Raw genomic sequence first — 23,524 nt, forward strand, 5'->3', positions numbered from 1 at the left:
CAACGGTGAGGTCCGGGCGGGCGCTACGGCGCGGACACGGTGAAGCACTGCGGCGGCGCGGCGGACGGCGGGACCACGCAGGCCCGGAGCGGGGTGCCCCGGCCGACCGCGACCATCGGCGTGTAGAGGAAGGCATCGGCGGCCTGGGCGTTCGGCACCCTGGTGCTGCGGGTCGGCTGGCCCGGCGCGGTCATGGTGATCTCGTCCCCGGCCCGGGTGTCCCAGACCCGGGTCCAGGCCGCCCCGCACTGGGGGTTGTAGCGGATCTCCAGGCCGGCCGCGTCGGTGGTCCGGAACTGGGCCAGCGTCATCGGCTGCACCCCGCAGAGCATCGCGGTCGGGTCCCGTCCCTCGCAGGCGGACCCGTGGCAGCCGACCCGGAAGGCGGTGATGGCCGTCTCCGGATGCGAATCGAGGTTCCGGCCCTGGACGGCGAGCCACTGGTGGGCGAACCACGCCACCAGCGCCAGCAGCGGCAGCGCGACGGCTGCCGCCAGCGCCGCCGGCCCGGCGGCCACCCGCCACCGAAGCGGCGTTCGACCCGGCGTTCGACCAGGCGTCGGGTCGGTGGCTGCGGGGTCGGCGGGTCCGGGCCCGGCGGTGGGTCCGGGCAGGGCTTCAGGAAGTGGGGGCCGGGGCGGGAGCGCGACCGCTGCGCGTCCGCTCCACGCCTGCTCCGCCAGCTCCCACAGCGCGCGGATCCTGGGCTCCGGCTCGTCCGCCAGGCGGCACAGCGCGCGCACCGCCGGCCAGGGCGGCAGCGACTTGCCGTTGAGGTACCGCTCCCAGGACGACTTGCTGTAGGCCGACCCGGTCCCCAGGGCCGCCAGGCTCAGTCCGGTCCGAGCGCGCAGGCCGCGCAGCTCGGCGGCCAGTCGCTCGAACTCCGGTGTGTTCCGCGTCATCCGCGCAGCGCCTCCCAGGTCTGTGGACCCACCTGGCCGTCCACGGACAGGTGCTGTGCCTGCTGCTCCCGGATCACCGCCAGCTCGGTGAGCGGACCGAAGTGGCCGTCGATGCCGCCGGGCGAGATGCCGGCCCGCTGGAGCAGGCACTGGAGTTCGGCCACCTCGGCCCCCGACATGTCGACCTCGACCAGATCGGTCCGGGTGTCGCTGTTGCCCGCGAACCACAGGCCGTTGCTGCGGGTGTAGTGGCAGGAGTACGGCACCGCCGCCGGGGTCGCGGCGGCAGCGGTCGAGAGTCGGACGGGGTCGGGCTGCCAGGGCTGGACGGCCAGCAGTGTGAGCGCGGAACCGGCCACGGCGGAGACGAGCACGATGAGCACGGTCCGCGGTTCGGGGCGCGGCAGGGGGCGGGCGAAGGGACGGGCGAAACCGCGGCGCGAGGCCTGCGGCCGGGCCTCGGACAGCTCCGGCGGGGCGTCCGGCTCCCCGGCCCCGGCCTCCGGCTCCGACGGGGGCCGGTCGGGTGCGGCCCGGGCGGGCCGGCGGGCGTCCGCCGCCGCCTCGTACAGCACCCGCAGTCGCACCGGGTCCGCACCGACGGCCCCGGCCAGGGCCTCGGCCGCCTCGAAGGGCACCAGCAGCCGCCCGTCGAAGTACCGCTCCCAGGAGGACGCGCTGTAGCCGGTTCTCCGTGCGAGCTGACTGAGGCTCAGTCCGCTGCTGTCCTTCAACCCGCGCAGTTCCACCACGAACCGGATGACAGCCGGGTCGAGCGACTCGGACAACGCCTTCCACCGTGACATGCGTACGCAGCCCCCTACTGCCGCCCGTCAAGGACCCCCGATGCCCCGCAGATCCCGGACGTCATGCTAATCGTTCGTAGCTTGAACATGTCCATGATTGCTCGACTGTCTCGCCGCTCCGTCCCACGGCCGGACGTCTCGGCAGGTCAGGGCGGGCGGCGTCCCGCAATCTCGGCACTCCGCCGGGCGCCCTGGCGAGGTGCACCGCAGGGATGCCAGGCTCGGTGCCGACCGGTGGCCGCGGGCCCCGGACGGGGCGCGCCGGGGGCGCTCCGTCCGGGGCCGTCGCCCGCTCCGGCGGCCGCTGACGGGGGCTCAGCAGATCCGGGGGAGCTGCTCGCCGATCGGCAGGTCGACCACCCGGGTGCCGCCCAGGCCGGTCCTGGCCACCACCATCCCGGGGTGCTCCGCCACCGCCTCGCCGATCACACAGGACTCCGCGCCCAGCGGGTGGGCCCGCATCGCGGCCAGTACCGCCTCCGCGTGCTCGCGCGGGACGAAGGCGACCAGCTTGCCCTCGTTGGCGACGTACAGCGGGTCGAGACCGAGGATGGCGCAGGCGTTGGCGACCGGAGGCGGGACCGGGACGCTGCGTTCCTGGATCAGGACCCCGGCGCCGGAGGCCGCCGCGATCTCGTTGAGTGCGGCGGCCAGCCCGCCCCGGGTGGGGTCGCGCAGGACGTGGAGGTCCGGGGTGACCGCCAGCATCGCGTCCACCAGGCCGCCGAGGGCGGCGCAGTCGCTCTCGATCTCGACGCCGAACTCCAGCCCCTCGCGGACGCTCATCACGGCCACGCCGTGGACGCCGATCGCGCCGCTGACGATCACCACGTCGCCGGGGACCACCCGTTGCGGGCGGAGGTCCACCCCGGCCGGGATCAGTCCGATCCCGGCGGTGTTGAGGTAGATCCCGTCGCCGTGGCCCGACTCGACCACCTTGGTGTCGCCGGTGGCCACCTCGACCCCGGCCGTCCGGGCGGCCGCGCCCAGCGCCTCGGCGACCCGGGCGACGACCGACATCTCGACGCCCTCCTCCAGGATGAAGCCGCAGGAGAGGTAGGCCGCCCTGGCGCCGCTCATGGCCAGGTCGTTGACGGTGCCGTTGACCGCGAGGTCGCCGATGCTGCCGCCGGGGAAGAACAGCGGCCGGACCACGAACGAGTCGGTGGAGAAGGCCAGTCGGACCCCGCCCAGGGTGACCGCGGCGGCGTCGCCCAGCTGGGCCAGCACCGGCCCGCCGAAGGCGGGCGCGAAGATGTGCTGGACCAGCTCGGCCGACATCGCCCCGCCGCCGCCGTGCCCCATCACCACCCGGGGCTGGTCGCGCAGCGGCGCCGGACAGGTCCAGGAGCTGAGGTCCAGCGCCACGGCCGGGGCCGGGGCAGAGGTCGGGGTCGAGGTCGGGGTCGAGGTCGGGGCGGCTGCTCCGCCGGCGATGAGGACGTCGGTGATCTCAGGCAACGGGGCTCGCCTCCAGGCGCGCGGGGGCGGCGTCGAGCCGCCGGTAGAGGTAGTAGGCCGCGCAGGCGCCCTCGCTGGAGACCATGGTGGCTCCGAGCGGGTTGCGCGGGGTGCAGGTGGTGCCGAAGGCCTCGCACTCGTGCGGCTTGAGCAGCCCCTGCAGCACCTCGCCGCTGCGGCAGGCGGCCGGTTCCAGGGTCCTGATCCCGGACACCTCGAACCGGTGCTCGGCGTCGTACGCGCGGTACTTGGGCGACAGTCGCCAGCCGCTGCCGGGGATCACGCCGATGCCGCGCCAGGCCCGGTCGGTGACCTCGAAGACGTCCTCCAGCATGGCCCGGGCGGCCGGGTTGCCCTCCGGGCGCACCGCGCGGGCGTAGGCGTTGTCGACGGTGTGCTCGCCGCGCTCCAACTGCCGGACGGTCCGTCGGACGCCCTCCAGGATGTCCAGCGGCTCGAAGCCGGTGACCACGATCGGCACCCGGTACCGCTCGGCCAGCGCCGGGTACTCCGCGGTGCCCATCACGCTGCAGACGTGGCCGGCGGCGAGGAAGGCCTGCACCCGGCAGCTCGGGGACTGCATGATGGCCTCGATCGCCGGGGGCACCCGGACGTGCGAGACCAGCAGGCTGAAGTTGCGGATGCCCAGCTTCGCGGCCTGGTACACGGTCATGGCGTTGGGCGGGGCCGTGGTCTCGAAGCCGATGCCGAAGAAGACCACCTCCTTGTCCGGGTTCTCCCGGGCGATCCGCAGCGCGTCCAGCGGCGAGTAGACGACGCGGACGTCACCGCCCTCGCTGCGGACCCGGAACAGGTCGCGGTCGGTGCCAGGGACCCGCAGCATGTCGCCGAAGGAGCAGAAGACCACGCCCGGACGGGAGGCGATCTCCAGTGCCTTGTCGATCACCTCCAGCGGGGTGACGCACACCGGGCAGCCCGGTCCGTGGATCAACTCAAGGCCATCGGGCAGCAGTTGGTCGATGCCGTGGCGGATGATGGTGTGCGTCTGCCCGCCGCAGACCTCCATCAGCGCCCACGGCCGGGTCACCGTGGCATGGATCTCGTCGAGCAGCCGCCGGGCCAGGTCGGGGTCGTGGAACTCGTCGATGTACTTCACGGCCGGCCTCCCTCGGCCGCGGCGGCCGCGGCGTCGTCCTCGGCCCAGGTGTTGCCGTGGTCGGCGGCCAGCGCCCAGGGGTCGCCGAACTCCTCCTGGAGCAGGCCCAGGGAGGCGAACAGCTCCAGGGTCTGCAGCGCCGACTGCTCGTCCAGCCGCTGCAGGGCGAAGCCGACGTGCACGATGGCGTACTCGCCGACCCGGAGGTCCGGCAGGTACTCCAGGCACACCTCCTTGACCACGCCGCCGAAGTCGACCTCGGCCATGCGGGTGCCGTCCCGCTCCTCGATCGACAGGACTCTGCCGGGTACCGCCAGACACATGGGTTCTCTCCTCGCTGTGGGGTGCTACTCGGGGACGGTCCGCCCGGCGACCGCCAACTGACCCAGCGCCAGACCGCCGTCGTTGGGCGGGACCAGGTGGTGGCGCAGCACGGTGAAGCCGTCCGTGCGCAGCGCGGCGGCGCAGGCGGACGAGAGCAGGGTGTTGGCGAACACCCCGCCGGTCAGTGCCACCGTGTCGAGGCCGTGCCGCTCCCGGGCCAGCAGGCAGGTGCGGTGCACCAGTTCGGCGACCGCGGCGTGGAAGCGGGCGGCGATCAGGGCGGCCGGCGTCCCGGCGAGGACGTCGGCGCCGACCGCCGCCAGCACCGGCGCCGGGTCGGCGGTCAGCGGTGCCGCCGACGGCGGGGCGTCCGGGCGGTCGGCCGGGGCGGGCCGGAGTGCGAAGCGGTAGCCGGGGCCGTCGTCGGCCGGCGCCGCCAGGGCGGCGGCCTCCAGCTCGATCGCGGCCTGGGCCTCGTAGCCGGCCAGGTGGCACACGCCCGCCAGCGAGGAGACCGCGTCGAACAGCCGCCCCATGCCGGAGGTCGGCACGCAGTTCAGATTGCGCTCCAACTGCCGCGCGAGCAGCCGCTGTTCGTCGGCTGCGCAGGCGGCGACGCAGGGCAGCCGGGGATCCCAGGCGATCCCGGCCGCCCACAGCCGGGCCAGGGCCACCCGGTAGGGACGGCGGACGGCGGCGTCGCCGCCCGGCAGCGGCGCGTACGCCAGATGGGCGAAGCGCAGGAACCCCTGGTAGTCGGCGAGCAGGAACTCGCCGCCCCAGACCGCACCGTCCTCGCCGAAGCCGGTGCCGTCGAAGGCGACGCCGATGACCCGGCGGCCGCCGTCGAGACCGTGCTCGGCCATGGCCGAGGCGACATGGGCGTGGTGGTGCTGCACCCGGACCAGCGGACGCCCGCCCCGGTGGCGCTCGGCCCACTGGCCGGAGCGGTAGCGCGGGTGGAGGTCGGCGGCCAGCAGCCCGGGGCGCACCCCGGTGACCGCCTCCACCTGCTGCTCGGCGCGGGCGAAGGCGTGCTGGGTGGCCAGGTCGTCCATGTCCCCGATGTGGGCGGAGAGCCAGGCGCGGCGGCCCGCGCCGAGGCAGAAGGTGTTCTTCAGGTCTCCGCCGACGGCGAGGGCCGGGCGCACCGGCAGCGGCAGCGGGAGCGGCAGCGGGGCGTAGCCGCGCGAGCGGCGCAGGGTCAGCAGTTCCCCGTCGCAGACCCGCACCACGGAGTCGTCGCAGGGGACATGGATCGGGCGGTCGTGGGTGAGCCAGCCGTCGGCCAGGTGGGCCAGCCGCTCCAGCGCCTCCGCGTCGTCGGTCACGATCGGCTCGCCGGAGAGGTTGCCGCTGGTCAGTACGAGCAGCCGGGGGCCCTCCGGGTCGCCGGGCAGCCCCAGCAGCAGGTGGTGCAGCGGGGTGTAGGGGAGCATGAAGCCCAGGTCCGGACTGCCGGGGGCGACCCCGGGCAGCTCCGACGAACCGTCAGCACGCTTGCGCAGCAGGACGATCGGCCGGACCGGGCCGCTGAGCAGCGCCCGCTCCTCGGGACCGGTCCCGGCCAGCCGGTCGATCTCCGCCAGGTCCCGGGCCATCAGCGCGAACGGCTTGTCGCCGCGGTTCTTCCGGCGCCGCAGCAGCGCCACCGCCACCGGGTCGGTCGCGTCGCAGGCGAGGTGGTAGCCGCCCAGCCCCTTGACCGCCAGCACCCGTCCGCTGCGCAGCAGTTGGCGTGCCGCCGCGACCGGGTCGGCCGGGGACGGCGGTGCCGGCCCGTCGTCCGTCGGCGGCAGGAGCAGCCGCAGCCGGGGGCCGCAGTCGTGGCAGGCCACCGGTTGGGCGTGGAACCGCCGGTCGCCCGGGTCGGTGTACTCGGCCGCGCAGGCCGGGCACATCGGGAACCGGGCCATGGTGGTGTGCTCGCGGTCGTAGGGCAGCCCGACCACGATGGTGCAGCGCGGGCCGCAGTTGGTGCAGGTGATGAACGGGTGCCGGTACCGGCGGTCGGCCGGGTCGGCCAGCTCGGCCAGGCAGTCGGCGCAGGTGGCGACGTCCGGGGAGACCAGGGTCGCGGCGGCCCCGCCCTCGCGGGAGGCCAGGATGGCGAAGCCCGAGCCGCCGTCGGGCGCCAGCTCGTGGTGGTCGACCGACTCCACCAGGGCCAGCGGCGGCGCGTCGGTGGCGAGCCGGTCGCAGAAGAGCGCCACCGTCCGTCCCGCGCCCTCGACCTCGACGATCACGCCCTCGGCGGTGTTGGTGACGTGCCCGGCCAGCCCCAGCCCGGTCGCCAGGGTGTGGACGAAAGGGCGGAAGCCGACCCCCTGGACGACCCCGCGCACGGTGACCCGCCGCCGGACCGCCTCGGTGACCGGCCCGCCCGGGCCTGGGCCGGTCACCGGCCGGGGACGGCGGCGACGTCCGCGTGGGTGTGGGCGGCCGGGTGGTCGTGCGAGTGGGTGTGGTCGTGGTCGCCGTGGTGGTGCCGGTCCGGCTGTCGGCCCGCCATCACCGGCGAGTGCACCGGCGCGCCGTCGGCCGCCGCCAGCGCCCGGTCCAGCAGCGCGCCGACGCCCGCGCCGGACCTGGCGGAGGTCAGCACCACCTCGACGCCCGGGTTGACCTGCTGGACATGGCGGCGGAAGGCCGCCTCGTCGAAGCCGACGGCCCCGGCGATGTCGGTCTTGGTCACCACCACCAGGTTGGCCAGGCCGAAGGCGGTCGGGTACTTCACCGGCTTGTCCTCGCCCTCGGTCACCGAGGCCAGGACCACCCGCAGCGACTCGCCCAGGTCGTAGGAGGCCGGGCAGACCAGGTTGCCGACGTTCTCCACGAACAGCAGCCGGGTGTCGGCCGGCAGCCAGCCGTCCAGGTGGCCACCGAGCATCCGGGCCTCCAGATGGCACAGCCCGTCGGTCAGCACCTGCTTCACCGGCACGCCGGAACGGGCCAGCCGGACCGCGTCGTTCTCGGTGGCCAGGTCGGCGGTGAGCGCCGCCACCGGCACGCCCCGCCGGGCGGCGAGCGCCAACTCCAGTTCCAGCAGCGCGGTCTTCCCGCTGCCCGGACTGGAGAGCAGGTTGACCACGGCGGTGCCGCGCGCCGCCAGATCGGCGCGCAACTGCTCGGCGCAGTCGTCGTTCTTGGCGAGTACCGCCTGCTGCAGGTCGACCACACGACACATGGGGGTCAGCTCTCCTCGTGAATCCGTTCACAGGTGGGGGCCTGGGCCGGGTCGTCGTGCCAGCGCACCCCGGCGATCTGCAGCTCACGGCCGGAGACCAGTTCGTCCGCGGCGGTGCCGCAGAGCGGACAGCAGAGGTCCGGCGGCATGCCCACCGCCCACTCGCGGGCGCAGGGACCGCACCGGGCCCGACCCGGGACCGGGACCGGCACCAGCTCGGCACCGGCCAGCACCGTTCCGGCACAGGCGAGTTCGAAGCAGAAGGCGAGCGAGTCGGGGACCACCCCGGCGAGTTCGCCCACCAGCAGCCGAACGCTGGTCACCGTGGTCGCGCCGGCGGCCCGGGCCGCCTCCGCCACCTGGTCCACAACGGCCGTGGCGATGGACATCTCGTGCATCGTTCGCTTCCCGCCGTCCGCCGAGCCAGCCTGCCTTACAGGCATTACAGGCCGGACGGCGCGGGACGGGAGGCTGCCACGCCGCCGCGCCGGACCCGGGTAACCCGTTCGGCGCGGAGGTCCGACGCCGCGTCACATACTGCGCATCCGCAGGTAGCGCTGGATGTCGGGGAGGATCTGCCGGGCCACGGCACAGGCCACGGCGAGGGCGGCTGCGCCCATGACGAGCTTCTTCACGACTACTGCTCCTTCTGCTAGCGGTTCACTGCGGCGGTCTCGGTCGGCTCTCGGGTGGTCTCCTCGGTTGTCGCCCCGGCCTCCGCCAGCAGCCGCCGGACCAGCCGGACGGCCTCCGGCACCGCGGCGGCGACCGGGGCGCTCAGCCCGATCCCCTCCTCGACGGAGGCGGGTTCGCAGCCGACGACCAGGATCCGCCGGGGCGGGCTGCCGCCGGTGCCGGCGCACAGGGTGTGCAGCAGTGCCAGCACCGAGTCGGGGGACATCCGGTGCCCGTCGAGCAGCGCGTCGCCGCTCTCCACGGCTCCGCCCGCCTCCGGCTCGATCAGGTAGACCGTCCCCGGCCCGCCGCCCCGGGCGGTCGCGTCGACCAGGATGAACGTGTCGTACCCGTCCAGGAGTTGGTAGGCCAGATGGACGCCGCGGACGCCGATGTCCACCGCCTCGACTCCGTCGGGCAGCGGTTCGGCGGCCAGTCGGCGCACCGTCTCGACCCCGAAGCCGTCGTCGCCGAGGAAGATGTTGCCGACCCCGGCCACCAGGGTCCGGGCGCTCATCCGTCCTCCGCCGGGGCGACCTCGTCGGGCTGGAAGTAGAGGAAACGGCCCTGCTCGCGGCGGATGTCGGCGCCGGGGTCGCCCTCGACCGTCACCGCCAGGTGGACGCCGCCGTCCACGTCGTGCAGCACCGCCTCCACCACCGCGTGCCGGCCGTGGAGGAAGAGGTCCTGGGCGTCGGTGCGCCGCCGGCCCGGGCGCAGCAGGACCCGGCTGCCGGCGCCGATCGAGCGGCCGTCGATCGCGATCCGGTCGGTCGCCGGGTCGAAGCCCCGGTCGCTCTCCGGATCCCACCACGGGGTCTCCAGCTGTCCCGCACCGAACGGCTGTCCCGCACCGAACGGGTCGGCAGGCTCGCCCTCGGGGGCGGGGTCGGTGATCTCGCGCAGCGCGCGGACCGCGCCGTGCAGCCGCTCCAGCACCTCCGGCGGCATCGAGTCGGCGAGGTCGATCACGGCGGCGGCCCGGTCGTCGGTACCCCGGGCCTCGCGCTTCTCCTGGTCGGTCAGGGCGGAGGTGCGCAGGGCCAGGATCTCGTCGATCTCCAGCGCGTCGTAGAGCGCGCCGGGGCTCTCCGGGGCGATGGCCGGGTGGTCCTCCAGGATGATCGGCGAGGACAGGACCACGTCGGAGCGGCCGTCCTGACCCGCCAGCACCGGCCAGGTGCGCAGGTTCTCGCAGCCGGCGGCGGCGCCCCGGGCCCACTCGGGCGGATCGGCCATCGACAGGAACGATCCGGCACTGAGACCGAGCATCAGGTGGGCCGAGACCAGCGAGCGCGGCAGCGCCGCCTCGCGGTCGGCCGCCGCGCCGTCCGGGGCCCAGTCGGTGGTGTTCTCCACCACGGCGGTCAGCCGCTGGACCGCGTACGGGCCCGGCACGTCGGTCGCGGTCAGCCGGACCACGCCGCGCAGTTCCTCGCAGCGGCGCAGCAGCCGGCCGACCGGCTGACCGGCCTCGTCCCGCACCGTCTCGGTCTCCACCGAGGCGGGCCGTTCGAACGTCAGCTCACGACCGGCGCCGGAGAGTTCGGCGACCGGGACGGAGAGCTGCACCCGTTCCTCGACCCCCTCGTCCCAGGGCGTCAGCACCCGGTCCGCCAGTTCCAGCGTGTCGACGGTCTCGAACGGGCCCAGCCGTCCGCCCCGCTGCACGGTGCGGCGCCGGGCGCGGAGGAAGCGCAGCTCGACCTGGAGCACCGCGCCGGTGCGGGGCTCCATCAGGCACTCGGTCCGCTGGAAGGCGTGCTCGCCGCAGTCGGCGCCCCAGGTCGGCGGCACCAGCACGCCGAACTGCCAGCGCAGCCGGTTCTTGGCGGCCGAGGCCCGGTACGGGTAGAGCACGTAGCCCTCGAACAGGACGGCGTCGGCGACCCGCCGTGCGGCGGCGAACCGGGTGTCGAGGTCGGGGGCGAGCGGGGGCGCGGTCACGGGGCCGTCCTCTCCAGGGCGGGTGGCGCGGTCGGTGTCGGGGCGGCGGTCGGGGCCGGGGCCGGGGCGGCGGCGGGGCCCGCCGACTCCAGGAGCGCGGCGACCGCCGCCTCCCAGGAGGGCAGCGCCCGCAGCGAGCGGAAGGCCAGCAGCGCGTCCATGGTGGACTGCGGCAGCCGCAGCCAGCCGCAGCCGGGGAAGTGCTGGTCGATCATCTCCCGCCAGACCGCGGCGGGCATCCGGAAGGAGGCCTCGCGGTCCCAGGGCACCGGCTCCACCTGGAACCCGCCGGGACCGGTGAACGCCGTCCCGGAGAACAGCATCAGCAGCGGCGCCTCGCCCTCGGCCAGGGCGTGGAAGTAGCGGGTCGGCGCGACGTCGAGGTCATAGGTGCAGGGCACCGGCAGGTCGACCTCGGTGGTGCCGGTGAACCCCGGCACCACCAGCGAGACCTGGGCGAACTGGACCGGCAGCATGCTGCTGCCCCAGCGCGCCCGCTCGCCGAACAGATCGCCCAGGGCCTCGGCCTCGTCCGGCCGGTAGCCGCGCCGGGCCGGCTCGATCCGCAGCTGGCAGCGGAGCGCGACGGCGTGCACCCGGACCTCCGGGGCGGCGGTGATCCGCAGCCGGAAGACCAGCGTCGGCCCGGCGGCGTAGCGGTCGGCGCGGACCCCGGTGCAGGCGAAGGAGAACTCGGTCACGGCCGCACCTCCGCCGCCAGGGGCCGGGCGCGCCGGGAGACCCGGTCGAAGAACTCGGCCAGCGCCGCCCGCGCCTCCGCCCCGCCGTCGAAGCCCTGCCAGTGCAGCCGCATCCGGCCCACCAGCTCGTAGCAGATGTCGATCGGCACCAGGTGGCAGCTGTAGTGCTGCCGCTCGCGGTGCACCAGCAGCGCCTCCACGTCCGGTTCCAGCAGCCGGGCCAGCCGGGTGCCGTCGAGGACGGCCTGCCAGGCCGAGGGGTCGAGCTCGCTCTCGGTGGCGCCGGCCGGGCTCGGGTAGAGCGCGACCAGCCGGTCCAGGGCGGCGTTGCGGAAGAAGAAGGCCACCCCGACCGGGATGCCCAGCTGCTCCCAGGCGCTGTCGTCCAGGCCGTGGTCGGCGTCGACCAGGTAGCGGTCGGGGACGGTGCGGAACCGGCCGCCGGCCGCGCCGGGCTGCTCGAACAGCAGCGCGCAGGGGGTGCAGGCACAGCTCAGGGCGCGCCTCTCGACGTCGACCAGATGGCGGTGGCCGGCCTCGGCCAGCGGGACGCCGCACAGCTCGCAGCGCTCCGGCTGCGGCGGCGCGGGCTCGACGAACCGGCGCAGACCGGCCGCCTCCGGCCGCACCGCCGGGCGCGGCGGCCAGGCCTGACGGGTGCTCACGGCGCCTCCGCGACGGCCCGCGCCAGCCCGGGGCGGAGCTGGATCTGCAGCAGCGGGGACTCCTTGCCGCCGCCCGGCTGCTCCAGCTCGACCGCCGACACCTCGGTCGCGAAGCAGGCCAGTGCCTGCTCGACCGACTGCCGGGCCGCGTCATTGGTGCTCGGGCAGCCGCAGCCGCCGGGATCGGTGGACCGCACCCGCAGGGTGCCGGTGTCCGGGTCGAAGCCGACGGTCTCCACCGGCCGGCCCGGCAGGCTGTCCAGCGCCCGGCCGATCCGGGTCGGCAGGTCCTCGGGGTGCAGGTCGTGCAGCACCAGCAGCCCGGAGACCAGCTCGTCCCGGAGCAGCCGCTCCAGCGGCGCGGCCCCGGCGGGCTGCGCCGGGCGGTTCAGCAGCTCCAGGATCCGGGCGAGGCCGGCGCCGTAGAAGTCCATCAGGGTGCGCACCAGTTCCTCGGCCGCCGTGCAGACCTCGCGGTCGCCGGTGGCGGCGAGGTGCTCCAGCACCTCCTCGACCCGGCGTCCGGCCTCCTCCGCGCTCACCGGCGGCGCGGCGGTGGCCGCCCCGGCGCTCATCCGCCCATTCCGCTCAGCCCGGTGGGCACGTGCAGCTGCTGCACGGTCTTCCCGCCGCCGACGTACATGTGGACGCCGCAGGGCAGACAGGGGTCGAAGCTGCGGACGGCGCGCATGATGTCGATGCCCTTGAAGTTCTCCGGGGTGTTCTCCTCGAAGATGGGCGTGTTCTGGACCGCGTCCTCGTAGGGTCCTGGGGTGCCGTAGCTGTCGCGGACGCTGGCGTTCCACGGGGTCGGCGGGTAGGGGTGGTAGTTGGCGATCTTGCCGTCGCGGATCACCATGTGGTGCGAGAGCACGCCGCGGACGGCCTCGGTGAAGCCCACGCCCAGGCCCTCGTCCGGGACCTCGAACTTCTCCCAGGTCTGGGTGCGCCCGGCGCGGACCTCGGCCAGCCCCTTCTCGGCGAAGTGCAGCGCCACGGCGGCGGCGTAGGCCTGGAAGTAGGTCCGGGCGCGGTTGCGCTCCAGCGCGTTGCTCCACTTCGGGATCTTCCACTCGAAGGTGGTCTCCGGCTTGGTCATGGTCCTCGGCAGGTTGATCACCACGCTGTGGCCGGTGGCCTTGACGTAGCCGATGTCGACCAGCCCGGAGAGCGCGGTGGACCACAGCCGGGCGATCGGGCCGCCGCCGGTGTCCAGCGCCAGGTAGTCCTTGCCGTCGAACCAGCGCGGGGACATCACCCAGCTGTACTTGTCGTCGAAGTTGCGCTTCTGCGGGTCCGGGATGGTGTGCTGGTTCCAGGGGTGGCGCGGGTCGACCGGGTTGCCCAGCGGGTCGTGGGTGACGAACTGCTCCTTGCCCTCCCAGTCCTGGTAGTAGGAGCTGCCGAGCAGGATCCGGATGCCGAGGTTGATCTCGGTCAGGTCGTTGGTGACCAGCTTGCCGTCGACCACGATGCCGGGGGTGACGAACATCCGCCGGCCCCAGTCGGTCATGTTGCGGTAGGTGAAGTCGCAGTACTCCGGGTCGTTCAGCGCGCCCCAGCAGCCGAGCAGCACCCGGCGGCGGCCGACCTCCTCGTAGCCGGGCAGCGCCTCGTAGAAGAAGTCGAAGAGGTCGTCGTGGAGCGGGACGACCCGCTTCATGAACTCCACGTAGCGCATCAGCCGACTGAGGTAGTCGGTGAAGAGCTGGACCGAGGCGATGGTGCCGACCCCGCCGGGGTAGAGCGTGGAGGGGTGCACATGGCGTCCCTCCATCAGGCAGAACATCTCCCGGGTGTACCGGCTGACCTGGAGCGCCTCGCGGTAGAACTCGCCCTCGATCGGGTTGAGCGAGCGCATGATGTCGGCGATGGTCCTGTAGCCGTGCTCGCCGGCGTGCGGGGCCGGGGTGCGCTCGGCCAGCTCCAGCACGCCGGGGTTGGTCTCCTTCACCATCCGCTCGCAGTAGTCGACCCCGACCAGGTTCTCCTGGAAGATGTTGTGGTCGAACATGTACTCGGCGGACTCGCCCAGGTTGATGATCCACTCGCCCAGGTGCGGCGGCTTCACCCCGTAGGCCATGTTCTGCGCGTAGACCGAGCAGGTGGCGTGGTTGTCGCCGCAGATGCCGCAGATCCTGCTGGTGATGAAGTGCGCGTCCCGGGGGTCCTTGCCGCGCATGAAGACGCTGTAGCCGCGGAAGACCGACGAGGTGCTGTAGCACTCGGCGACCTTCTTCTGCTTGAAGTCGATCTTCGTGTGGATGCCGAGGCTGCCCACGATCCGGGTGATCGGATCCCAGGACATCTCCACCAGACCACTGCCGTCCGGGGCTGCCTTCGTCGTCGGTGCCATCGTGTCTGCCGTGCCCTTCTCTGGTGCCGGGGTGCTGTCGGAGGTGCTGCGGGTGGCGGAAGGGGGGAGCGCGCGCGGCGCTCCCCCCTCAGCGTGCGGTCACCAGGGCGGGCGGTAGCCGGTGGTGAGCTTCTCGCCGCGGTGCCGCCACTTGGGCTCCTTGTCCACGGTCGCGAGCGTGATCGCCCGCAGCTTGCGGATCACCGAGCCGTAGGCCGCGCTGGCGGTGCTGGAGACCTTGCCGCCGGGGGGCTCGTCCATGAACGGCATGAACTTGTCCGGGAAGCCGGGCATGGTGCAGGCGATGCAGATGCCGCCGACGTTCGGACAGCCGCCGATCCCGTTCATCCAGCCGCGCTTGGGCACGTTGCACTTCACCACCGGGCCCCAGCAGCCCAGCTTCACCAGGCACTTGGGGGAGTCGTAGGTGCTCGCGAACTGCCCCTGCTCGTAGTAGCCGGCCCGGTCGCAGCCCTCGTGGACGGTCGCGCCGAAGAGCCAGGACGGCCGCAGGTGCTCGTCCAACGGGATCATCGGAGCCGCACCGGTCGCCTGGTGGAGCAGGTAGACCAGGGTCTCCGAGAAGTTGTCCGGCTGGATCGGGCAGCCCGGAACGCAGACGATCGGGATCCCGGCCTTGGACTTCCAGTCCCAGCCCAGGTAGTCGGGCACACCCATGGCGCCGGTCGGGTTGCCGGCCATGGCGTGGATGCCGCCGTAGGCGGCGCAGGTGCCGATCGCCACCACGGCCAGCGCCTTGGGCGCGAGCCGGTCGATCCACTCGCTGGTGGTGATCGGCTGGCCGGTCTCGGGATCGTCGCCGAAGCCGCACCAGTAGCCCTCGGGCTTGATCGCCTCATTGGGGATCGAGCCCTCGATGACCAGGACGAAGGGGTCGATCTCGCCCCGCTCGCCCTTGAAGAACCACTCGATGAAGTTGTCCGCCCCCTGGACCGGACCGCACTCGAAGTCGATCAGCGGCCAGTGCACGGCGATCTTCGGCAGACCGGGCAGCACGCTGAGCGCGATCTCCTCGATGCTGGGCTGGGTTGCCGCGGTCAGGGAGACCGAGTCTCCGTCGCAGCTCAGCCCGGCGTTGATCCACAGGATATGGATCGGTGACTCCTGTTCGGCGACGGGATCGGCCGCCACCGGGGACGGTGCATTCATGGGGATTCCTCCTCGGGGAGGCGTGGGACAAGACCCGCATGTCAGGCACCAGCGTGCTGTGCGCAGCCGTCCGGTGCCGCGTCGAAGGGGGCCGAACCGGTGACGCGGCCGTCGGGGGAGGCGCCGGGCGCAGACAGAAGCCCCCGGCGGCGGCCGCTCGGGGAGAGCGGCCACCGCCGGGGGCGGAGCGGACGTGGGGCGGGCGGGTCAGGCGGCTTCGAGCCGGCGGAAGCCGCCGGAGTGGAAGACCAGCGGCGGAACGGTGGCGTCGGCGTCCAGCCAGTGCACCCGGAGCAGGACGATGTCGTGGTCCCCGGCCCGGATCAGCTGCTCGACGCTGCAGTCCAGCCAGGCGCTGGCGCCCTCGACCAGGACGGCGCCGTCGCCGGTGGCGCGCCAGTCCACCGAGGCGAACCGGTCGGTCCCGCGCCCCGCCAACTCGCGGCAGGCCTGCTCCTGGTGCGCGCCGAGGACGCTGACACCAAGTCGGCTGCTGCCGCGCAGCGCCGGCCAGGTGGAGGAGGTGTGCGCGATGCAGACCGAGACCAGCGGCGGGTCCAGCGACACCGAGGTGAACGAGTTGGCGGCGATGCCCACGGGGGCGCCGTCCACCAGTGCCGCGAGCGCGGTCACGCCGGTCGGGAAGGCGCCGAAGACCCGCCGGAGCTCGGTCGGGTGCAGGGCCTGGTGGACCGCCTCGGACACCGCCTGGCGCACGGTCATCGGGTCACCCGGCCGGTGCTGCCCAGCTCGACCGACACCGGTCCGTGGTCGGTGAGTTCGAGGGCGGGTCCGGATCGACGGCCGGTCGGTGCGGCGGCGACCGGCTGGGCCGGCTCCGGGGTTCGGGACCGGCGCCCGGGGTTGCCGGCGAGGACGACAACGCTCACGGCGTTCTCCTTCAAGGCGTGCGGAAGCGCTCGCACCGCGTGGACGCGGGAGCGCGGAGAGCTGGGGACGGTGCCCGTGGCCGGGGGTGCGGCGGCAGCGGCGTCGGTGGGGCCGGCGAGCGGGGCCGCGGGCTCAGGCAACCGGACAGAGAGCGCTGGAGCTGCGCTGGAGGTCGATGTGGCGTCGCGAGTAGCTGCCGACGGAGCGATGCACTGCGGGTCCCCTCCTGCTGCGTACTCGCGGCTGCGGGCTGCCCGGCCCCGGCCTCACCCTGGCTTCGCCTCACCGTAACTCCGGCCCGGCTTCGAACACAATCCCTCACCTGCTGGGACGGGCATTGCCCAAAGTCCGCCGAGCCGTTAGCGTGAGCCCTGGTTATGAGCGTCAGCGACAAGCCCTGGTTGGCTGACCAGCAACCCTCGTCCGCGGTGGGGTGCTCCAGGTGACGACCCGACAGGACAGCTCCGTCCTGTAAGCGCGAGGCCCGCAGGGGCCCGAGGGCCGGGAGGTGATCCGCGATGCAGGCACGACGCCCCGTCCATGGCGGCGCCCCGCGGCCGCGCGGGTTCTCCCGGCTCATGGTGGCCCGTCTGCATGTGGACCTGCTCCGGGTGAGCAGCGCGCTGTGTCCGAGGACCGCCCCGGTCCGCTGACCCTCCCGGTCGGCCGATCGCTCCGGCGCCGGTAGGCGCCGACCCCCCTTCCCGCAGGCCCGCTCCGGCCCGCGACCTCGTGGTCGTGCCGTGGCGGCCCGGGTCGACCATGCCCTCATCCCGCACACCGCCGCGCCGGCGCACCTCGGCGCGGCGCCGTGCACCCCTGGGACGGAAAGCACACCACCATGAGCAGCCCCGACACTTCGGCGCGGACATCCGCCGCCCCGGAACCACCCCCGACGCCCCGGCCCGCCACGGTGACATCCGCCGGCCGCCCCACCGACGAGCAACTGCTGGGCGCGCGGCTGGTCCCGCTGCGCCGCCCGGGCGCTGGGCCGCCGCGCTGGCGCTGCTGGTGCTGTTCGCGATGCTGGTCCACACCGTGCTGACCAACAGCCGCTTCCAGTGGGGCACGGTCGGCGACTACTTCCTCAACGGCTCGATCCTGCAGGGGCTCGCGCTGACGCTCTGGCTCACCGCCGCGGTGATGGCCACGGGCTACCTGCTCGGGATCGGGGTGGCCGTGATGCGGCTGTCGCGGAACCCGGTGCTGACCTCGCTCAGCTTCGGCTTCGTCTGGCTGGTCCGCTCCGTCCCGATTCTGGTTCAGCTGCTCTTCTGGTACGAACTCGCCTCGCTCTACCCGCAGTTGTCCTTCGGCATCCCGTTCGGCCCGGAGTTCGCCACGGTCCGGACGGCGCACCTCTTCAGCGGTGTCCTGGCCGCATACGTGGGACTGAGCCTGGACGTCGCGGCCTTCTCCTCGGAGATCGTCCGGGGTGGCATCCTCTCGGTCGACCCCGGGCAGGCCGAGGCCGCCCAGGCGCTCGGCCTCGGCAGGGCGCGGATCCTGCGGCGGATCGTGCTGCCGCAGGCGATGCCGGCCGTCGTGCCGGCCTCCGGCAACCTGCTGATCGGGATGCTCAAGGCCACCTCGATCGTCAGCGTCATCGCGGTCCAGGACCTGCTCTACTCGGCACAGTTGATCTACAATCAGAACTTCCTGATCGTCCCGCTGCTGCTGGTCACCACCCTCTGGTACATCATCCTGACCACGGTGCTGTCGATCGGTCAGTTCTACGTCGAGCGCCACTTCGCCAGGGGCCGCCGACGCACCGCCGACCGGGGCTTCTGGCAGCTCTTCCGGGGCAACGTCCCGCTGCTCGGGCGCGGCGACGGCAAGTTCGCGGGGCTCTCATGAGCGCCGCCGACGCAGCGCTGGTGCGGATCAGAGGGCTGCGGAAGAGCTTCGGCGCCCAACCGGTGCTGGACGGCGTCGACCTGGACGTGCGCCGGGGCGAGGTCGCGGTCCTGCTCGGACCCTCGGGAGCGGGCAAGTCCACCCTGCTGCGCAGCGTCAACCATCTGGAACGGCCCGACGCCGGCTTCGTCGAGGTCGGCGGGGAGATCATCGGCTACCGCCACCAGGGCGGCAGGCTGCACGAGTTGGGGCACCGGGCGATCACCCGGCAGCGGGCCCGGGTCGGGATGGTCTTCCAGCAGTTCAACCTCTTCCCGCACCTCACCGTGGTGGAGAACATCATCGAGGCGCCGGTGGCGGTGCACCGGGTGCCGCGGAAGCGGGCCACGGCCACCGCCCTCGGGCTGCTGGAACGGGTCGGCCTGGGCGGCCGGGGTTCCGACTACCCCCGGCAGCTCTCCGGCGGCCAGCAGCAGCGCGTCGCGATCGCCCGGGCCCTCGCCATGGAACCCGAGCTGCTGCTGTTCGACGAGCCCACCAGCGCGCTCGACCCGGAGCTGGTCGGCGAGGTGCTCGCGGTGATGAAGGACCTCGCCGACACCGGGATGACCATGATCGTGGTGACCCACGAGATCGGTTTCGCCCGCGAGGTCGCCGACACCGTGGTCTTCCTGGACGGCGGCCGGATCATCGAGACCGGGCCGCCCGCCGAGGTGCTGGACCGCCCGCGGCACGAGCGCTCCCGCGCCTTCCTGGCGGCCGTCCTGTGACCGCCCGACCGGCGGTCTGACCCCGGTCCACCGCCGACAGCGCCATCTCCCCACCACCCCCTTGCCCGGTGACGCCCGGTCACCCCTCGAAAGGAACCACCGTGACAACCGACGGAAGCCGTCCAGTCCGCCGCCACCTCCCGCGCCCGGCCCTCGCCGCCGCCACGGCCGCCGCGCTGCTCACCGTGCTCACGGCCTGCGGCTCGGGCACCGCCGCGACCTCGGCCGCCGCCGGGTCGACCGGGTCCGCCGGGTCCGGCGGCTCGACGGCCACCGCCATCCCGACCCAGGACGTGGTCTCGACGGTCAAGGCCGACCCGGCGCTGGCGGCCGAGCTCCCGCAGGCGGTCCGGAGCCGCGGCAGCCTCATCCTCGGCACCACCCAGGCGGTCGGCACCTCCGGGCTGCCGCATGCCGGCACCGACGCCTCCGGGCAGACCGTCGGCCTGGACGTCGACCTGCGCAACGCCGTGGCCAGGGTGCTCGGCGTCGACTGGGACGTGCAGTACGGCACCTTCCCCACCGTCATCCCCGGGGTGCAGAACGGCAAGTTCGACGTCGGCCAGGACAACTTCGGCGCGACCAAGGAGCGTGAGCAGGTCGTCGACTTCGCCACCTACCTCAACGACGGCCAGTCGTTCCTGGGGGCCTCCGGGATCAAGACGGACTCGGTCACCAGCCTGACCGACCTGTGCGGCTACAACGTCGCCACCAGCCCGGGGTCGACCTTCCAGCAGATCCTCACCGCCGGCGCGTCCAAGTGCGCCGCGGCCGGCAAGAGCCCGTACAAGGTCCAGTACTTCGCCGACACCGCGCCGATCATCCTCGGCCTCGGCAACGGAAAGATCGACATCTACTTCGGTCCGACGCTGGCGCTCAAGTACGACGCGCTGCACCTGCCGAACACCAAGTACCTCGGCCAGATCAGCAGCACCCCGGTCGGCTTCGTCACCGCCAAGGGCTCGCCGATCGCCAAGGCGCTGAGCGACGCCGTCAACCACCTCGTCGCGGACGGCGACTACGCCAGGATCCTCGCCAAGTGGGGTGTGGCCGGCAGCGGCATCACCGGTTCCGTCATCAACCCGTCCACCACCTTCTGAGGAGGGGCGTGTGTCCCGACCGTCCGAACCCCTGCCCACGCTCGCCGCCGACGAGCGGCCGGCGTCCGCGCCGACCGTCGAGCCCGTGTCCGACGCGGTTCCGCTGCCACCGCGCCCGCTCTCCGCGCAGCGGGTGGTCCCGCTGCGGCACCCGGGGCGCTGGCTCGCGACCCTGCTGGTGCTGGTGCTGGCCGCCCAGTTCGTCCACGGGCTGGCGACCAACCGCTTCTACCAGTGGGACCGCTTCGGCTACTGGTTCCTCCGTCCGGTGATCATGAACGGTCTGGTGGTGACCCTGGAGGTCACCGCCCTCAGTGCGGTGCTCGGCCTGGCCGGCGGGATCGTGCTGGCCCTGGCCCGGCTGTCGCGCAGCCCGATCCTGCGCGCCGTCAGCTGGACCTACGTCTGGCTGTTCCGCTCGGTCCCGCTGATCGTGGTGCTGCTGATCCTCTACAACTTCAGCGCGCTCTACCGGACCCTGAGCCTCGGCATTCCGTTCGGCCCCGGCTTCGTCCACTTCGGCGAGTCCTCGCTGGCGACGGACCTGGTCATCGCCACCGTGGGGCTGAGCCTCAGCGAGGCCGCCTACGCGGCCGAGGTGGTCCGGGCCGGGATCCTCTCGGTCGACCAGGGCCAGCACGAGGCCGCCGCCGCCCTCGGCCTGCCCCGGGGCTACCAGTTCCGCCGGATCGTGCTGCCGCAGGCGCTGCGGACCATCGTTCCGGCCTATGTCAACCAGCTGATCGGCCTGGTCAAGGGCACCTCGCTGGTCTTCTACGTATCGCTGCTCGACCTGTTCGGCGAGGTCCAGAGCATGGGCAGCACCTACCCCGGCGACGTCGTCCCGCTGCTGATGGTGGCGACCGTCTGGTACGTGATCCTCACCAGCATCGTCTCGGTCGCCCAGTTCTACGTCGAGCGCCACTACTCGCGCGGCGCGCTGCGGACGCTCCCGCCGACCCCGCTGCAGAAGCTCCGGGCCGGCCTGGGCCGGCTGCGCGAGCGCGCCACCGCAACAGCGACCGCAACCGGGACGGTGAACGGATGAGCACCACCAGCACCATCAGCACGGCCGCAGCGGTGGAGGTCCGCAACGCGCACAAGTGGTACGGCGCGCACCGGGTCCTGGACGGGGTGGACCTGACCGTCCTGCCCGGACAGGTCGCGGTGGTCCTCGGCCCCTCCGGCTCCGGCAAGTCGACGCTGCTGCGCGCCGTCAACCACCTGGAGAAGCTCGACATCGGCCAGGTCAGCGTGAACGGCGAGCTGATCGGCGTGCGCCGGCAGGGCGAGCGGTTGAAGGAGCTGAGCGAGCGGGCGATCCTGGCCCAGCGCCGCAACATCGGCTTCGTCTTCCAAGGCTTCAACCTGTTCCCGCACCTGACCGCCGCCGACAACGTCGCCGCCGCACCGGTGGCGACCGGCAGCGCGACCAGGGAGGAGGCCCGGGCGCTCGCGCTGGAACTGCTCGACCGGGTCGGCCTCGCCGACAAGGCCGACGCCTATCCGCGCCAGCTCTCCGGCGGCCAGCAGCAGCGGGTCGCCATCGCCCGGGCCCTGGCCCAGCGCCCCGGCGTGATCCTCTTCGACGAGCCGACCTCGGCGCTGGACCCGGAGCTGGTCGGCGACGTGCTGGCCGCCATCAAGGACCTGGCCGGCAGCGGGACCACGCTGATCGTGGTCACCCACGAGATCGCCTTCGCCCGCGAGATCGCCGACCTGGTGGTCTTCCTGGACGGCGGACGCATCGTCGAACAGGGCACCCCGGAGCAGGTGCTGGACAACCCCCGGCACCCGCGTACCCGGGAGTTCCTCAGCAAGGTCCTCTGACCCCGCCCCTTCCGACCGCCCACGAACGCCCCTTCACCGAATCCCAGGAGAACCATGTCCAGCGCCGCCTTCAGACGCGCCCGCATCCTTCCCGTCGGCATCGCTCTGCTCGCCCTCGCCGGTGGCCTGACCGCCTGCTCCAGCAGCACCGACGCCGCGACCAGCGGCAGCGGGAAGGGCTCCGGGGCCTCGGCCCCGGCCGGCAGCACCACCGTCGCCGTCGGCGCCTTCTCGAACGGCGCCGCGAACGAGGTGAACCTCACCGTCCCCGAGGTGGCCTCGATCCGGGCCGAGCTGCCCACCTCGGTGCGCGACGGCGGCACGCTGGACATCGGGCTCGGCCTGCTGCCCTCCGGCTCCCCGCCGCTCGGCTTCGTCGGCTCCGACCAGCAGACCCTCACCGGCTCGGAGCCCGACCTGGGACGGCTGGTCGCGGCCGTCTTCGGGCTCAAGCCGGTGCTCAACAATGCGACCTGGGACAACCTCTTCGTCGGCATCGACAGCGGCCGGACCCAGCTGGGCTTCTCCAACATCACCGACACCGAGCAGCGCAAGACCAAGTACGACTTCGCCTGCTACCGGCAGGACAACGTCGGCTTCGAGGTCCTGAAGAGCAACGGCTGGCAGTTCGACGGCACCGCCGCCTCCCTGGCCGGGAAGACCGTGGCCGTGGGCGCGGGCACCAACCAGGAGAAGATCCTGGAGACCTGGCAGGCGACGCTGAAGAGCGAGGGCAGGACGCTGACCATCAAGTACTTCCCCGACCTCAACACCACCTATCTGGCCCTGGACTCGGGAAAGATCGACGCCTACTTCGGTCCCAACCCCGAGGTGTCCTACCATGTCCGGCTGACCGCGAACACCCCCGACCCGACCCGCAGCGCGGGCAAGTACTCCGGGGCCGGAGCCACCCTCCAGGGCCTGATCTGCGCCACCACCAAGAAGGGCGACGGACTCGCCCAGCCGACCGCGGACGCCATCAACTACCTGATCCGGAACGGCGACTACGCCAAGTGGCTGGACGCCTGGAACCTGAGCAACGAGGCGGTCGCCAGCTCGCTGGTCAATCCGCCCGGCCTGCCGCTGGACAATTCCTGACCACCCCCACGGACCACCCCACGGAAGGACCATTCCGGTGACCACCACCACACCCCAGCAGGAGCAGGAGCAGGAGCGGTACGAGGTGCGGGCGGTGGTGCTGGCCGACCCGCTGGTCCAACCGCTGCTGCGGGAGCTGGAGCAGGAGTACACCGCCCGCTACCCGGCGCTCGCGGGCAGCAGCCGGGAACTGGAGCGCTACCCGGCCGAGGAGTTCGAACCGGAGCAGGGCGGGCTGCTGCTCCTGCTGCTGCGGGACGGCGAGCCGGTCGCCGGCGGGGCCTACCGCCGGTACGACCCGCAGACGGCGGAGCTCAAGCGGATCTGGACCCACAGCGGGCACCGCCGCCGCGGCCTCGCCCGCCGGGTGGTCCAGGAGCTGGAGCAGGCCGCGCTGGCGGCCGGGTACCGGCGGGTCTACCTCACCACCGGTCCGCGTCAGCCGGAGGCGAAGGGCCTGTACCTGGTCACCGGGTACACCGCGCTCTTCGACCTGGCGGTCGACCCGGAGCAGCTGGGCGGACCGCTGCCCTTCGCCAAGCACCTGACCGGGACGGAGCCGGTCCGGCCCGAGGACTTCCAGCCGACGCCCAGGGTCGACTTCGGCCCCCGGCAGCCGGGCTGAGGAGCCGTCCGGCCGTCGACAGCAACCTCGACGGCCGGA

At 73.3% G+C, this 23,524-nt stretch carries 25 protein-coding genes, 2 pseudogenes and 1 riboswitch; of the genes and pseudogenes, 8 read left to right on the forward strand and 19 right to left on the reverse strand.

From position 1 onward, the window contains the following. Positions 1-23 precede the first annotated feature (23 nt). The 19 genes from BS75_RS38535 to BS75_RS52365 form a co-directional block, all read right to left on the reverse strand. Positions 24-905, reverse strand: a complete 882-nt coding sequence (locus BS75_RS38535) for a helix-turn-helix domain-containing protein (RefSeq protein ID WP_034091545.1) — start codon at positions 903-905, stop codon at positions 24-26. Next, positions 902-1,711 (reverse strand): peptidoglycan-binding protein, encoded by an 810-nt coding sequence (locus BS75_RS38540; RefSeq protein ID WP_034091546.1) that lies wholly within the window; start codon positions 1,709-1,711, stop codon positions 902-904. Before BS75_RS38540 ends, BS75_RS38535 begins: the two co-directional genes overlap by 4 nt. 315 nt (positions 1,712-2,026) lie before the next feature. After that, a complete protein-coding gene (hypE, locus tag BS75_RS38545; protein WP_231608234.1) occupies positions 2,027-3,016 on the reverse strand; it encodes a hydrogenase expression/formation protein HypE in 990 nt (329 codons plus the stop codon). Positions 3,017-3,164: 148 nt separating this feature from the next. Then, entirely contained in the window at positions 3,165-4,289 is a 1,125-nt protein-coding gene (hypD, locus tag BS75_RS38550; RefSeq protein ID WP_034091547.1) for a hydrogenase formation protein HypD, read from the reverse strand. Continuing rightward, the gene (locus BS75_RS38555) at positions 4,286-4,612 is read right to left on the reverse strand and encodes a HypC/HybG/HupF family hydrogenase formation chaperone (protein WP_042439832.1); all 327 of its coding nucleotides are present in this window, start codon (positions 4,610-4,612) and stop codon (positions 4,286-4,288) included. Before BS75_RS38555 ends, hypD begins: the two co-directional genes overlap by 4 nt. A 24-nt stretch (positions 4,613-4,636) precedes the next feature. Next, positions 4,637-7,015: a carbamoyltransferase HypF gene (hypF, locus tag BS75_RS38560; RefSeq protein ID WP_034091548.1), complete on the reverse strand. Its 2,379-nt coding sequence runs from the start codon at positions 7,013-7,015 to the stop codon at positions 4,637-4,639. After that, positions 7,012-7,800, reverse strand: coding sequence for a hydrogenase nickel incorporation protein HypB (hypB, locus tag BS75_RS38565; protein WP_034091549.1), 789 nt, complete (start codon positions 7,798-7,800; stop codon positions 7,012-7,014). The genes hypF and hypB overlap by 4 nt, the downstream gene beginning before the upstream one ends. Positions 7,801-7,805: 5 nt before the next feature. Next, on the reverse strand, positions 7,806-8,198 hold the full coding sequence (locus BS75_RS38570; RefSeq protein ID WP_034091550.1) for a hydrogenase maturation nickel metallochaperone HypA/HybF: 393 nt from the start codon (positions 8,196-8,198) through the stop codon (positions 7,806-7,808). A gap of 132 nt (positions 8,199-8,330) precedes the next feature. Beyond that, entirely contained in the window at positions 8,331-8,435 is a 105-nt protein-coding gene (locus tag BS75_RS52360; protein ID WP_408022576.1) for a DUF6893 family small protein, read from the reverse strand. A gap of 17 nt (positions 8,436-8,452) precedes the next feature. Then, positions 8,453-8,992, reverse strand: a complete 540-nt coding sequence (locus BS75_RS38575; protein ID WP_042439831.1) for a hydrogenase maturation protease — start codon at positions 8,990-8,992, stop codon at positions 8,453-8,455. Continuing rightward, positions 8,989-10,422, reverse strand: coding sequence for a hypothetical protein (locus tag BS75_RS38580; protein WP_034091551.1), 1,434 nt, complete (start codon positions 10,420-10,422; stop codon positions 8,989-8,991). The genes BS75_RS38575 and BS75_RS38580 overlap by 4 nt, the downstream gene beginning before the upstream one ends. Continuing rightward, a complete protein-coding gene (locus BS75_RS38585; protein ID WP_034091552.1) occupies positions 10,419-11,123 on the reverse strand; it encodes a DUF6084 family protein in 705 nt (234 codons plus the stop codon). The genes BS75_RS38580 and BS75_RS38585 overlap by 4 nt, the downstream gene beginning before the upstream one ends. Beyond that, positions 11,120-11,788: a DUF5947 family protein gene (locus BS75_RS38590; RefSeq protein ID WP_042439830.1), complete on the reverse strand. Its 669-nt coding sequence runs from the start codon at positions 11,786-11,788 to the stop codon at positions 11,120-11,122. The genes BS75_RS38585 and BS75_RS38590 overlap by 4 nt, the downstream gene beginning before the upstream one ends. Further along, positions 11,785-12,363, reverse strand: coding sequence for a hypothetical protein (locus BS75_RS38595; RefSeq protein WP_034091553.1), 579 nt, complete (start codon positions 12,361-12,363; stop codon positions 11,785-11,787). The genes BS75_RS38590 and BS75_RS38595 overlap by 4 nt, the downstream gene beginning before the upstream one ends. Further along, positions 12,360-14,144, reverse strand: a complete 1,785-nt coding sequence (locus tag BS75_RS38600; RefSeq protein ID WP_034091554.1) for a nickel-dependent hydrogenase large subunit — start codon at positions 14,142-14,144, stop codon at positions 12,360-12,362. The genes BS75_RS38595 and BS75_RS38600 overlap by 4 nt, the downstream gene beginning before the upstream one ends. A gap of 99 nt (positions 14,145-14,243) precedes the next feature. Next, positions 14,244-15,314: an NADH-quinone oxidoreductase subunit B family protein gene (locus tag BS75_RS38605; RefSeq protein ID WP_034091555.1), complete on the reverse strand. Its 1,071-nt coding sequence runs from the start codon at positions 15,312-15,314 to the stop codon at positions 14,244-14,246. 207 nt (positions 15,315-15,521) lie between these two features. Further along, positions 15,522-16,037: a flavin reductase family protein gene (locus BS75_RS38610; protein ID WP_042439829.1), complete on the reverse strand. Its 516-nt coding sequence runs from the start codon at positions 16,035-16,037 to the stop codon at positions 15,522-15,524. Then, positions 16,034-16,204 carry a hypothetical protein gene (locus BS75_RS48845; RefSeq protein ID WP_156164332.1) on the reverse strand — a complete coding sequence of 57 codons (171 nt, stop codon included), beginning with the start codon at positions 16,202-16,204 and terminating at the stop codon, positions 16,034-16,036. Before BS75_RS48845 ends, BS75_RS38610 begins: the two co-directional genes overlap by 4 nt. Positions 16,205-16,337: 133 nt before the next feature. Continuing rightward, positions 16,338-16,475, reverse strand: a complete 138-nt coding sequence (locus tag BS75_RS52365) for a putative leader peptide (RefSeq protein ID WP_408022577.1) — start codon at positions 16,473-16,475, stop codon at positions 16,338-16,340. 103 nt (positions 16,476-16,578) lie between these two features. After that, positions 16,579-16,689, forward strand: a riboswitch (SAM riboswitch). Positions 16,690-16,780: 91 nt separating this feature from the next. On the opposite strand from BS75_RS52365, the pseudogene BS75_RS52010 reads away from it, so the two are divergent. From BS75_RS52010 to BS75_RS38645, 8 genes and pseudogenes are all read left to right on the forward strand, one after another. Further along, positions 16,781-16,858: pseudogene (locus tag BS75_RS52010) on the forward strand (putative leader peptide); the annotation flags it as partial. Between the two features lie 188 nt (positions 16,859-17,046). Then, positions 17,047-18,062 (forward strand): annotated as a pseudogene (locus BS75_RS43695) (amino acid ABC transporter permease). Further along, positions 18,059-18,832 (forward strand): amino acid ABC transporter ATP-binding protein, encoded by a 774-nt coding sequence (locus BS75_RS38620; protein ID WP_034091556.1) that lies wholly within the window; start codon positions 18,059-18,061, stop codon positions 18,830-18,832. The pseudogene BS75_RS43695 and the gene BS75_RS38620 overlap by 4 nt, the downstream one beginning before the upstream one ends. Before the next feature lie 101 nt (positions 18,833-18,933). Continuing rightward, positions 18,934-19,932, forward strand: a complete 999-nt coding sequence (locus BS75_RS38625; protein WP_034091557.1) for a transporter substrate-binding domain-containing protein — start codon at positions 18,934-18,936, stop codon at positions 19,930-19,932. An 85-nt stretch (positions 19,933-20,017) separates the two neighbouring features. Then, positions 20,018-20,980, forward strand: coding sequence for an amino acid ABC transporter permease (locus BS75_RS38630; protein WP_231608235.1), 963 nt, complete (start codon positions 20,018-20,020; stop codon positions 20,978-20,980). Next, positions 20,977-21,762, forward strand: a complete 786-nt coding sequence (locus BS75_RS38635) for an amino acid ABC transporter ATP-binding protein (protein WP_034091558.1) — start codon at positions 20,977-20,979, stop codon at positions 21,760-21,762. Before BS75_RS38630 ends, BS75_RS38635 begins: the two co-directional genes overlap by 4 nt. 54 nt (positions 21,763-21,816) lie before the next feature. Next, entirely contained in the window at positions 21,817-22,860 is a 1,044-nt protein-coding gene (locus tag BS75_RS38640; protein WP_034091559.1) for a transporter substrate-binding domain-containing protein, read from the forward strand. A gap of 37 nt (positions 22,861-22,897) precedes the next feature. Further along, a complete protein-coding gene (locus tag BS75_RS38645; protein ID WP_042439826.1) occupies positions 22,898-23,485 on the forward strand; it encodes a GNAT family N-acetyltransferase in 588 nt (195 codons plus the stop codon). The last annotated feature ends 39 nt before the right edge of the window (positions 23,486-23,524 follow it).

This window comes from Streptacidiphilus albus JL83 (genome assembly GCF_000744705.1).
In the GTDB taxonomy this organism is placed as follows: domain Bacteria; phylum Actinomycetota; class Actinomycetes; order Streptomycetales; family Streptomycetaceae; genus Streptacidiphilus; species Streptacidiphilus albus.